This window comes from Kibdelosporangium phytohabitans (assembly GCF_001302585.1).
GTDB lineage: Bacteria > Actinomycetota > Actinomycetes > Mycobacteriales > Pseudonocardiaceae > Kibdelosporangium > Kibdelosporangium phytohabitans.
The window spans coordinates 4,976,635-4,988,004 of record NZ_CP012752.1 but is presented as its reverse complement, the minus strand read 5'-3'; the positions used below and the strand labels follow the sequence as shown (position 1 = coordinate 4,988,004).

The 11,370-nt window shown below is 70.1% G+C and carries 13 protein-coding genes; 2 read left to right on the top strand and 11 right to left on the bottom strand.

From position 1 onward, the window contains the following. Positions 1 to 44: 44 nt before the first annotated feature. The 7 genes from AOZ06_RS22725 to AOZ06_RS22700 are packed head-to-tail and all read right to left on the bottom strand — an operon-like array spanning position 45 to position 5,048. Complete coding sequence (locus AOZ06_RS22725; RefSeq protein WP_236952343.1) at positions 45 to 860, bottom strand: APH(3'') family aminoglycoside O-phosphotransferase; 816 nt, start codon at positions 858 to 860, stop codon at positions 45 to 47. Between the two features lie 32 nt (positions 861 to 892). After that, positions 893 to 1,795 (bottom strand): hypothetical protein, encoded by a 903-nt coding sequence (locus AOZ06_RS22720; protein WP_157233169.1) that lies wholly within the window; start codon positions 1,793 to 1,795, stop codon positions 893 to 895. After that, positions 1,795 to 1,977: an ATP-binding protein gene (locus AOZ06_RS22715; RefSeq protein ID WP_054291251.1), complete on the bottom strand. Its 183-nt coding sequence runs from the start codon at positions 1,975 to 1,977 to the stop codon at positions 1,795 to 1,797. The genes AOZ06_RS22720 and AOZ06_RS22715 overlap by 1 nt, the downstream gene beginning before the upstream one ends. Further along, a complete protein-coding gene (locus tag AOZ06_RS61295) occupies positions 1,974 to 2,105 on the bottom strand; it encodes a hypothetical protein (protein WP_257721479.1) in 132 nt (43 codons plus the stop codon). Before AOZ06_RS61295 ends, AOZ06_RS22715 begins: the two co-directional genes overlap by 4 nt. Positions 2,106 to 2,109: 4 nt before the next feature. Then, entirely contained in the window at positions 2,110 to 2,634 is a 525-nt protein-coding gene (locus tag AOZ06_RS22710) for an SMI1/KNR4 family protein (protein WP_054291250.1), read from the bottom strand. Then, positions 2,631 to 3,263, bottom strand: a complete 633-nt coding sequence (locus AOZ06_RS22705; protein WP_054291249.1) for a phosphotransferase — start codon at positions 3,261 to 3,263, stop codon at positions 2,631 to 2,633. The genes AOZ06_RS22710 and AOZ06_RS22705 overlap by 4 nt, the downstream gene beginning before the upstream one ends. 60 nt (positions 3,264 to 3,323) lie before the next feature. After that, positions 3,324 to 5,048, bottom strand: coding sequence for an ABC transporter ATP-binding protein (locus AOZ06_RS22700; protein ID WP_054291248.1), 1,725 nt, complete (start codon positions 5,046 to 5,048; stop codon positions 3,324 to 3,326). Positions 5,049 to 5,110: 62 nt separating this feature from the next. Here AOZ06_RS22700 and AOZ06_RS22695 point away from each other — a divergent pair, with 62 nt between their 5' ends. After that, entirely contained in the window at positions 5,111 to 5,845 is a 735-nt protein-coding gene (locus tag AOZ06_RS22695; RefSeq protein WP_054291247.1) for an SAM-dependent methyltransferase, read from the top strand. Here AOZ06_RS22695 and AOZ06_RS22690 read toward each other — a convergent pair. From AOZ06_RS22690 to AOZ06_RS22680, 3 genes are read right to left on the bottom strand one after another with little or no spacing between them, the layout of a single operon-like run. Further along, complete coding sequence (locus tag AOZ06_RS22690; protein ID WP_054296835.1) at positions 5,836 to 7,548, bottom strand: ABC transporter ATP-binding protein; 1,713 nt, start codon at positions 7,546 to 7,548, stop codon at positions 5,836 to 5,838. The genes AOZ06_RS22695 and AOZ06_RS22690 overlap by 10 nt on opposite strands. A gap of 20 nt (positions 7,549 to 7,568) precedes the next feature. Next, positions 7,569 to 8,384 carry a helix-turn-helix domain-containing protein gene (locus AOZ06_RS22685; protein WP_054291246.1) on the bottom strand — a complete coding sequence of 272 codons (816 nt, stop codon included), beginning with the start codon at positions 8,382 to 8,384 and terminating at the stop codon, positions 7,569 to 7,571. 20 nt (positions 8,385 to 8,404) lie between these two features. Further along, positions 8,405 to 9,013, bottom strand: a complete 609-nt coding sequence (locus AOZ06_RS22680; RefSeq protein WP_054291245.1) for a TetR/AcrR family transcriptional regulator — start codon at positions 9,011 to 9,013, stop codon at positions 8,405 to 8,407. Between the two features lie 80 nt (positions 9,014 to 9,093). On the opposite strand from AOZ06_RS22680, the gene AOZ06_RS22675 reads away from it, so the two are divergent. Beyond that, entirely contained in the window at positions 9,094 to 9,894 is an 801-nt protein-coding gene (locus AOZ06_RS22675) for an MBL fold metallo-hydrolase (protein WP_054291244.1), read from the top strand. On the opposite strand, the gene AOZ06_RS22670 is transcribed toward AOZ06_RS22675, so the two are convergent. After that, on the bottom strand, positions 9,872 to 11,311 hold the full coding sequence (locus AOZ06_RS22670) for an alpha/beta fold hydrolase (protein ID WP_063810095.1): 1,440 nt from the start codon (positions 11,309 to 11,311) through the stop codon (positions 9,872 to 9,874). The genes AOZ06_RS22675 and AOZ06_RS22670 overlap by 23 nt on opposite strands. Positions 11,312 to 11,370 lie beyond the last annotated feature (59 nt).

Here is an 11,370-nt window from a genome sequence, read left to right as displayed (position 1 = left end):
CGCTCTGCCGTCGCCGGTTGCGCCCCGGCGGCGGCAGGGTGGTCCTATCCCCAGGTGAGCGGGTCCAGGTGCAGGTAGAACTCCTGGCGGGCGTGGTCGAGGGTGATGCCGTAGTCCCGCGCGAAGGCCTCGTCGGCTGCGACCGACGCGTCCTCGCCGTCCCAGGTTTCCCGCGAGTTGGCCAGCAGCAGGCAGATGTCCGCGTAACGGTCGGCTTTGCCCAGCCGGCCGAGGTCGATGAAACCCGCGAACGTCAGCGTGGCCGGGTCGAGGACGATGTTGGGCAGGCAGAGGTCGCCGTGGCAGACCACGGTGTCCCCGGCTTCCTGTTCGACGCGCAGGTCCAGCTGGGCGGCGAGCCGCCCGAGCAGTTCGCCCGGTGGCGTGTCCACCTGGTCCTCGGGCAGGAAGTCCGGGTTGACCGCGCCGCGTTCGACCACGTCCTGCGCCAGGGTGAACATCTTCTCCAGGTCACGGGAGAACGGGCAGTCCCGCGCGGGCAACGCGTGCAGTCGCCGGGTGGCCTCGGTGATGGACGGCCACGCCTGGCGAAGCTCCTCTGCGGACACCCTTTCGGCGGACACGCCGTGCACCGCGCTGGTCACCAGGCAAGCGCCTGCCGTGCCGGTGATCCAGTCGAGCACCGAGGGACCCGGGACGCCGGTGGTGGCCAACCAGGCGACCCGATCCCGTTCCTGTGTCAGGACATCCTCGTCGGCGGCCGGCACGCACTTGGCGTAGCGCGAACCGTCGGCGCTGCGGAAGACGAACGCGCCGGACTCCCCGTTCGTGACAGGTTCCCACCCGCCTGACTGGTGCTGGTGGCGGACGAGCAAGGATTCCCATTCACGCGAGGACACGGTGATCATCGTAGTCGGCGGCGCCACCGGATTCACGCGAGCTGCCAGGTCGCCTGGATCCACCAGCGTTCACCGTTGCGCATGGCCGGGATGGCCACCCCGCCCATGTCCGATGTGGACGTGCAGGGCGCGCATTCGGCCAACACGCTGACCGTCACCGCTTGGTCGGTGCCGGTCACCGCCACCCAGGCCTTGCCGCGGGCGGATGCCAGTGCGGTGATGGTCGGTTCGGTCAGCCGCCTGCGAATGTGCGTTGGCAGCGCGGGTCGCGTGCGACGCTCAGCGAAGGACACCGGCACGTCAAGTCGTTCGGCCGTCTCGACGCACGCGCGCAGTTCGTGCAGCAGCGGGTCGCTCACCGCGCTGGCTTCCGCGAACAACCGGCGCATCCTGGCCGTTTCGACCGCGCAGGCACGCCGCACCGACTCTCGGCCGGATCCAGGTCTCCCGACGCCAGCCCGCGCAACAACGGCACTGTCGTGTCCGCCAATGCGGCGTACCGCCGTGTGCGGTCCTCGTGCAGTTGCCGGGACGGCTTCCGCCGTGCGCAACTGTTCCCCGGCACGGGCGACTTTCGCGGACGTGACCGCGAGGCCGCGCAGGATCGCCGCGATCATGGCGATTGCCAGCTGGTAGGTGAGCACGGCCCAGGTCGCGTTCACGGCTCCCGCGACCGTCAGCCCGGCCTGCCCGATCACGACGGCCACTCTGAACGTCATCAGGTACCGCGCGACGAGCACGGCGGCGAACGCCACCGCCACCAACGGCCACCGCCACCTGCCCAGCGGTTTGTCACGCCAGTTCGCGCCCGCCACCACAGCTGTCACCGCGCGAAGACCGAACCAGGTCACGTACTGCGGCCAGACCTCGCGGTACGCGTCCTGGCCGGACAGCAGCCTCGGCAAGTCGAGGGCCACCAGGATCGCCGCGGTCATCACCACGACTCCCCAGCGCGGACTCGCTGGGAGGACGTCCCGATCACCTTCGCCTCATCGCCGTCGGGCCGTGCGTGTCGCCGCGGGCAGGTCATCCGGACGGTGGTTCCCGCCCCGGGGCTGCTGGTGATCACCGCGCTGCCGCCCGCCCTGGTCATCCGCTCCACCAGGGATCGGGTCACGCCGTAGCGGTGTTCGGGATCCGGCCGGTGTCGAGTCCCCTGCCGGGGCCGCGAACGTCGACGGTGAGGGTGTTCTCGTCCTGCTGGGCGTGGATCTCGGCGTGGTCGGTGGCGCGCCCGGCGGACACGGCTTCACGAGCGGTGAGGATTGGCGCGCGCGGCTTCCAGGAGCAAAGCGTGCAGGTTCGTGAGGAACTCCGGCAACGTCGCCGCGATGACTCGCGCACGGGAGTCCGAGTTGTCGTACACGCCGCGCTCGTCGACACCACTGGCCGGCAACCGGTAGACGGGCTCGCCGTCAGGCATCCCGAGGGCGAAAAGCGTGCCGCCACCATCGGAGCCGAAAGTCACGATGTCGATCGCGGCCGGCCCGTCGAGTCTGACCGGCAGTGTGCCGCTGAGCCCTCGTACGGTGTCCTGAGCGGTCTGGATGAAGTATCCGACGTGCAGGTCCCCCAGCGTCACCCCGGACACGTGCCGGTAGAACTCGACGAGCGGGCGGGGAAGCATGCCGGCCACCTGCTCGGAGACCGGCTCTCCTGCCTGCACGGCCGTGTTGTCGCCCGGCGGATACCCGAACCTCTCCTGGAAGCCGTGCGTCGACCGGGCTGCGAGCTCGTTCGTGGATCTGAGCCACTCCACGTGGTCGAAGGTCATTTCTTCCACCAGACGCGGTCGACGACGAGTTCGTGGAGAGCGGCGACGAGCTCTGCCGGGTCGCCGCCCCGTGTGATTTCGGCGCCGAGATCGAACACGAGATGGGACGCCGCACGGACCTCGCGCGCCGCGCGCAGGCAATCCGGCTCGATACCCGTCGCACCCGTGATGACGTCGACAGCGGCCTGCATGTGCTCGCCGCTGAAGCGGGCGAGGAAGAACCAGTCGTGCATCGGCTCGCCGAAGCGTGGCCATTCGAAGTCCAGCAAGGCCGTCACGGTGCCCTGGCGGGCCGTCCAGTTTCCCCAATGGCAGTCCGCGTGCACCGGGACGTCGGCCCGCGCGAACGACGGTGCGCCGCGCGCGATCGCCTTCAGCCCTTTGATCACCCCGTTGGGCACGACACCATGCCAGGACGCGCGGTCGATCTCAGCGAACACCGGGGCTACACCGTCGAAACCGCCGTGGTCGAGCGCCTCGGCCAGCAGCGGCGCCGTCATACCAGCAGGAAGGTGGGACACGAGGGCGATCTCCCGGCTCAGCCGGGAGTGCCCCGCCGCGTCGATGACCTTCACCACGACGTCCGTTCCGACGTGGACCTGGTGGGATTTGCTGCGCACGGCGACCATCGGGCCGGGATCCCGGCCAAGAGCCGACTGCACGATCTCATGGGCAAGAACTGACACAGTTCATTGTGGCGCGTTCAGACGCCAACCGCGGCCATTTGCCATTGCTCGCCACAGTTTCGCGTAAGGACCGTCGGCCGCGACGAGCGACTGGTGCGTGCCTGTCTCGACAACTCGGCCGTCGTCGAGCACGACGATCTGATCGGCGTCCACCACGTTGCCCAACCGGTGCGCGATGAGCAACACGGTGCTGTGCTGAGCGAGTTGGCGGATGGAGCGTTGCACGTAGCGTTCGTTCTCCGGGTCGAGCGCTGCCGTGGCTTCGTCGAGCAGCACGATCGGTGCCCGCTTGAGCAGAGCGCGGGCGATGGACACGCGTTGCCGTTCGCCGCCCGACAAGGCGGTTCCGCCCTCGCCGACGCGGGTGTGCCAGCCGTCCGGGAGGCGGGCGACGATCTCGTCCACGCCCGCGAGCCGGGCGGCTTCGGCGAGGTCCGCGTCGGTGGCGTCCGGTCTGCCGAGTCGGATGTTGGCTGCCATGGTGTCGTCGAACAGGTAGACGTCCTGGGAGACCACGGCGAGCTGGCTGGTCAGGTCCTCGGTTCGCAGGTCCCGCACGTCGGCGCCGCCGACGCGCACGGCACCTTGCCGCGTGTCCCAGAACCGGCTGATCAGGCGGATGACCGTCGTCTTGCCGGAACCGGACGGCCCGACCAGCGCTGTCACCGAGCCGGGCGGCACCGTGAGCGAGACCGAGCGCAGGACCGGCGTGTCCGGCCGGTAGCCGAAGGTGACGTTGTCGAGTTCGATCCGGCCCGGCTGGTCGAGCGGGGCGGACGCCCGCGGTTGCGGCATGGCCGGTTGCCTGAGCACATCGGTGAGACGGCGCAGGTCGCCACCGGCGATGCGGATCGCGCCCGCGTACTCGCTGACGTCCGCGAGCGGCCCGGCGAACCGGAACACCAGCGCGATCAGCGCGACCGCGGCCGCCGGTGCGATGCTTCCCGCAAGCGTGAGCCACACCAGGACCAGCATGAGCACGGTGACGGCGAGCTGGACTGTGAGCCCGCCGACGCTCAGTCCCACAACGCCCTGGCCCAGGGTGCGGCGGCGGATTCGCCGTTGCTGCTCAATGGCCTGCTCCAACGGCTGGTAGCCGTGCACTGCGCGGCCGAACGCACGCAGCACGCGCTGGCTGCGGGCGAACTCGATGACCCTGGCGCCCGCTTCGACGTCAGCGGCGTGGTTGCGTGCCTCCCCACGAGCCAAAGTCTGTGCGGCGAAGCGGAAAGCGAGCGCCAGGACCGGCATGGACAACGCGGCGACGAGCCCGATGCGCCAGTCGTACCAGAACAACGCGACGGCCGCGGTGACGGGCGCGGCGACGCTGATGACCAGAGGTGACAACAGGTGGGCGAAGATCCCCGTGATCATCACCGTCCCGTCGGTGGCCACACGGGTCAGCCGCCCCGTGCGGTCGGAGTCGAACCACCCGAGCGGCAGGCTCACCACGTGGTCGCCGAGACGCTGGTGCATCGATGACATCGTCTCCAACGCCGCCGCGGAGCCACGCGTGGTCTGTACGTACCGCACCACCGCGGCCACCACCGTCACGACCGCGAGCGGCAGCAGGTCTGCCCGCTGTCCGGAAGCGAGGTCCGCGACCACCGGCACGAGCAACGCCGACGCGAGGCCGCTGAGCACACCGAAGAGGACAGTCCAGGCCACGTACCCGGTCAGGATGTGCGCCCGGCCTGGCCCGAGCAACAGCCGCAGATCGGTGATCACGCTGGAACCTCCATGCTGGTAAAGCGATTGCTCGCCGGATTCGGCCGTGCCAGGGTCGCCGGGTGGACCGTGAACTGATCTCCAGGCTCGCCCATGCCAACCACCCGATCGCGTCCCCGTTGGACGACGACGCGGTGCGGCGGCTGCTGGACCGCGGGCTTCGAGGTGGGGACGAGCGCGTTCTCGACCTCGGGTGCGGCGGCGGTGAGTGGCTGCTGCGTGCGCTGGCCGCGTCTCCCGGTGCCCGGGCTGTGGGTGTCGACCTGTCCGAACGCGCGCTGGCCCACGCCCAGGACGCCGCACGAACGCTCGGCGTGGCCGACCGTCTCGACCTCCACCAGGAAGACGCTTCGGCTTTCATGTCCGCACAGCCCTTCGACCTGGTCCTCAGCGTGGGTGCCACCCACGCGTTCGGTGGCCTGCTCGCCACTCTCGCGGCTGCCGGCAAGCACCTGGCGCCCGGCGGGCGGGTCCTGGTCGGCGACGGCTTCTGGGAGCGCGAGCCGTCGCCGGAGGCGGTGGAGATGCTCGGTGATTTCACCGACCTGCCCGCCACGATCGACCGTGTCGCCGCCGACGGGTGGGTCCCGGTGTACGGACATGTCAGCACCCGCCGGGAGCTTGACGACTACGAGTGGGAGTGGACGGGGACGCTGTCCTCGTGGGCCCTTGACCACCCCGGCCACCCGGACAGTGCCCAGGCGCTTGCTGTCGCCGCCGAGCATCGTGCGGAATGGCTCCGCACTTACCGGGACGCCTTCGGATTCGTGTGCTTGGTGCTGCAGCGTCACGCGTAGCTCCCCGTCGTCATGCTCGACCACATGCGCGCGTAGTGCCCCTGCGCGGCAAGCAGTTCGGTGTGTGTGCCGGTCTCGGTGACCCGGCCGTGGTCGAGTACGACGATGCGGTCGGCGTCCGTGATCGTCGTGAGGCGGTGCGCGATCACCAGCACTGTGCGGCCAATGGCCAGGCGTGACAGGGCGTCCTGGATCGCGGCCTCCGACTCGGCATCGGCGAACGCCGTGGCCTCGTCGAGGACAAGGATGGGCGTGTCGGCCAGCAGCGCCCGTGCGATGCTGATCCGCTGCGCCTCACCGCCGGAGAGCTGGACGTCCTGCCCGGCAACGGCGTCATAACCGCCCGGCAGGGCCGTGATCCGGGTGTGGATCTGCGCGGCGCGGCACGCGTCCTGGATCTCGGTGTCTGTCGCGTCCGGACGTCCGAGCGCGACGTTGTCCCGGATGGAGCCACGCACCAGCTGGACGTCCTGGAGCACGAACCCGACATGGCGGTACAGCGAGGCCGGGTCGACGTGCCGGACGTCCACGCCGCCGATGCGGATCGAACCACCGGTGACATCGTGGAACCGGGGCAGCAGCGTCGCCAGCGTCGATTTCCCGGACCCGGACGGCCCCACCAGCGCTGTGACCGTTCCCGGCTCGCACGTGAAGCTCACCCCGTGCAGGACGTCCTGCCCGCCTTCGTAAGCGAACCGGACGTCGTCGTAGTCGACGCGGTGGCCGTCCGGACTCCGCGGCACCGCGGGGGCCGTGAGCGGCGGTTCGTCAAGCAGTTCCCGGATCCGGGCCGCGGCGGCCCCAGCGGAGCGCCTGGTCAACGCGCCGAAGCCGAGCGGTTCGATCGCGACCGGGATCACGCACGCCAGCAACACGCCTGCCAGCGCTTCGCCAGGGCTCACCCACCCCGCCCCCACGAACCACACCCCGCCCGCGGCGGTGACCAACCCGACCACGGGCGCGGACACCAGCAGCCCCGCCAGCGCCTCGATCCGGCTCATCGGCTGCACCCACGCGGCGAAGAAGTCCGTGTACTCGCTTGCGGCCTGCCGGTAGGCGGCGTGTGCTTTGCCTGCCCTGCCGAAGGTTTTGACGACCGCGATGCCCGAGATGAACTCGACCACGGCGCTGCTCAGCCGTGCGTTGCTGTCGTCGAGCTTGCGCAGGACGTCATTGGAGCCGCGTTCCATCCACGCGTAGGCGGCCACGTATAGCGGGATCGTCGCCACCGCGAGCACGGCCAGGCGCCAGTCCAGGATCACGAGGTACGCCAACGCGCCCAGCGGTGTGACGATCGCGGCGGTGGTCTCGACCGCGTGGTGCGCCACCAGTTGGTGCAGGGCGTCGACGTCGCTCATCGCGGTCTTGCGGAGGCGTCCCGACGAGTTGCGGCTGAACCACCCGAGCGGGACACGGCCGAGGTTGGTGATCATCCGGCGGCGCAGGACAGCCTGGAGGTGGACGTCGGCGATGTGCGTGATCGTCAGTGCGGCGCTCATGAATCCGGCGCGCAGCAGCAGGCCGAGCACGATCAGCACCACGACCGTGGCCGCGCGGCCTCGGTCGATCGGTGTCGCCAGCAGTGCGTCCGCCAGCTCGACGAGCCCCGCGAACGGCGCCAGCCCGGCCAGCGCGCCGAGGGCGCTGAGCACACAAGCCAGTCTGATGCGGCCGAGCACGGGACGCAGCAAGTCGTGAACCATGTCCACGACTCTCGCGTGGCTCAGCCCCCGGCGTCTTGGACGAATGTTCCCCCGTGCCATTCGCGGTACAGCGACGCGGGCGTGTAGCCCGACAGTTCCTTGAGGTCACGGGTCAGGTGGGACTGGTCGGCGTACCCGTGCCGCACAGCCACGTCGGCCGGTGCCGTACCTGCCATGATCGCGTCGATCGCCGGTGACAGGCGCACGATCATCGAGGCGCGCTTGGGCGTGATCCCGATCTGGGCGGTGAACCGCGCCCACAAGCGTTTGCGGCTCCACCCCGCCTCGGCGGCGAGATCGCTGATCCGGCGCCTGCCGCCGCTGGCCACGAGTTCATGCCAGACGAACGCGACTTCCCTGTCGACGCAACGGTTGGCGTGCAACTTCTCGGCGAGCGCGGCACGCAGCACACCGAACCGGGCGTCCCACTGGCCGGCACCCGCCAGCGATGCGGCCAGGCGACGGGCCTCGGCGCCCCACAGGTCCTCGAGGCCGACGACCGTCCCGGCCAGGTCGGCGATCACCCCGCCGAGCACCGAGTGCGCGGCGAGCGGCGAGAGGTGGATGTCCACACAGGCCACGTCACGGCCGTGCACCCGGGCCGAGTTGACGCCGATCCCGCTGGCGATGCCGACGCTCACCGGGCCGGCCTCGTCGACCCGCATCTCGCCGTCGAGCAGCAGCACGATGGTCACGCCTGGCTCGGGCAGTACCCGCATGTCCAGGCCCTGCCCGGCGCGGTCGTGGTAGCCGGCCAGCTCCACGCCGTCGTACCCGGGCCGGTCCGCCGGGAAGGCGACCTGCCAGCCGGGCGCTTGTTCAGCCCGCAGCGCCATGTCCCCAACGTAACCGAAGTTCAGCGGTCCCGGCCGCAGATCCGGCGCATCGCGCGCCAGGCGCGGTCGCGGGCCGTCAGGTCGTGGTGCAGCTGGATCACCTGGTTGGCACCGGCGGCGATGCCGTTGAGCTCGAAGGCGATCTGCCCGGGGTCCGTGTCGCCGGGCAGGTCCCCGGCGGCCACCGCGGCGCGTGCTTCGGCTTCCAGGAACCTCAGCCAGCGGGCGCCGGACTCGGCCACGGCGTCGTGCACGGGGCCAGGGCGTCCGTCGAACTCGCTGGCGGCGGCGGTCAGGAAGCAGCCGCCGGGTGAGACGCGGCCGTCGGCCAGGTAGTCCAGCCAGGCCTCGCAGAGCCGCAGCAGCCGTTCGATGCCCCGGGGCATGCCCGTGACGCGGTCGATCACCTCGTGCTGGAACACCGCGACGGCGGCGTCGAGCGTCGCCACCTGGAGGGTTTCCTTCGTGCCGAAGTGGCCGATCACGCCTGCCTTGCTCATACCGAGGGCGTCGGCGAGCCTGCCGATCGTGATGCCCTCCAGCCCGTCGCTCGCGGCGAGCAGCCGGGCCCTGGCGACGATCTTGTCCCGGGTGGCGATGGTGTCCTGAGCGGATCGGCGTGGGCTCATGTCCGGCAGTCTACCCCACTTAACTTACGAACGATCGTTCGTTATATTCGCTGTCGAACCGACTCTGAAGGGACACACCGATGCGGATTCGCAGCCTGGGCTGGGCGGGACTGGAGATCGACGCGGACGGGCACAAGGCGGTGATCGACGCCGTGGTCGACATGTCCGGACTGGAGAAGTACGTCGGTCCCCCGCTGACTCCCCTGCTCGCCCCGGACGGCCCCGTCGACCTGGCCATGGTGACCCACCTGCACGACGACCACACCGACCCCGTCACGCTCGCCGCCGCACTGGCCGGCGACGGCCTGTTCCTGCGGCCCGCCCCGATGACAGGCAGCCCGCTGGAAGTAGCGGGCACGGCGATGGCCGAAACCGGGCTGGCCGCGCAGAACCTGGTCGGCCGCGTGGTCGAGCCGTGGGAATCGGTGGACCGCGGCCCGTTCCGTGCCACGGCGGTGCCCGCCGTCGACGGCTTCGGCGACACCCAGGTGTCCTGGGTGCTGGAGGCGGACGGCGTGCGGATCTTCCACGGCGGCGACACGGTGTTCCACGGCTACTGGTGGCACATCGCGATGCGCTGCGGCCCGTTCGACGCGGTGTTCCTGCCGACGAACGGCGTGATCTGCACGTTCCCGCACCGCACACCCGCCAGCCCGCTACCGGCGGACATGACGCCGCAGCAGGCCGCTGTCGCCGCCAGCCTCCTCAACACCCGGCTCGCCGTACCGATCCATTACGACGCGCTCAACGCCGAAGGCGTCTACGAGCAGGTCGACGATCCCTCGGGCAGCTTCGTGGCGGAAGCCGCACGTCTCGGCGTGACCACCCGGGTACTCGCGCCGGGCGAACTGCTCGACCTCACCCCGGCACCAGCTCACTAGGACAGCGAGTGCCTGGCGCGGGCAGCGTGCCGTCGATGAGATAAGCGTTGCTGTGCTTACGAAGGCACGTGTTGTCCAGCAGGGTCGCGGCGTGTCCGTCGCCGTGCCGGATCGTTCGAGCTTCGGGGAACTGGGCCGCGGCGTGTGCTGCGCCGAGGTGGTTGGTGTTGTTGTCGAGTTCTCCGATGGCCACGAGCACAGGTGGTGTGCCGGGCGCTGACAAGGGACGCGGTGGATAGGCAGGCTCGCCGGGGATACCGACGCAGCGCCCGAGTTCGAAGCGGCCCTCGATCCAGCCGAAGCGTGGTGCGACAGCCTTCAGGTGGCGCTCGATGCGAAGGAACTGGGAGTACGTCGGCAATACAGGCATGTAGTCATGGCACAGTGTCGCGCTCTGCACGTGACCTGCCGGGCCGTCGGGCGGGTACCGCAGCACGGTGTGGAAGTCGCCGGCATCGCCTGCCCGTGCCTTGGCGATCGCCTTTGCCAAGGCAGGCCACCTCGGTGGGTTCATGCCGACGAGGGCACTCGCGAACAGCTCTCCCGTTGTCGCGACGCGGCCTGGTCCTGCCGGGATCGGTGTACGACCTGCCGTCGCGACGATGTCGTCCCAGGCTTTCGCGGCGTCCTGGCCACGCAACGGGCACGAAGGCGTGCGATCACACCATTCACGGAAACGCAGCAACTGTCCTTCCTGGGTAAGTGCGTAGTTGGTCAGCCAGTCGCTCAGGCGGGTCTGCGTGTGGTCGGCGACGCCGTCGAGGTACATGCTGTGCAGCCTCGGACCGAACAGTTCGGCGTACGCCTGTCCGTAGGTGGTGCCGTAGGAATTGCCGAAGTACCGGAGCTTCGTCTCCCCCAGCGCCGCACGGATCGCGTCCAGGTCGCGCGCCATCTGCCACGAGTCGAGGCCCGCGAACGCCGGTCCGGCGGTTTGCCTGCATCCGGTGTCGTAGGCCGCGTTCTCCCGGGCGTGCGCGTCCCAGGCTGCCTTGTCCTGGTGACGTACCAGGCCGGCGATCGACGCGGCGGGACGCGGGCAGCTGATCGGTGTGCGGCCGAGTCCGCGTGGGTCGAACACGACCACGTCCAGCCGCTCGGTGAGGCCGTCCAGCCAGCTCCGGATCTGCGGCGGGCGCGGTCCGGTGATCGAGTTCGTGCTGTTTCCCGCGCCCAGGTTGGCGACCACTGTACCGATTTTGCGTGCCGGGTCCTTCGCCGGTACGCGCACCACGTCGATACTGGTGCTGGGGCCACGCGGATCGGCCCAGTCGACCGGTACGGTCAAGGTCGCGCACTCGGCACCGTTGCCGCAGTCACGCCAATCCAACGCGGCGGGCCGCGCCTGCCCAGAACCCGCCGTCGCCAGCGTCGCGATCGCGACACTGCCCAGCACGAGTGCCCTCCGGCTTGCCATCCGGGAAGCTCCTCCTAGTCTGCGGTCACAGGCATCCCCACCTGCTCGCCCACCACGCT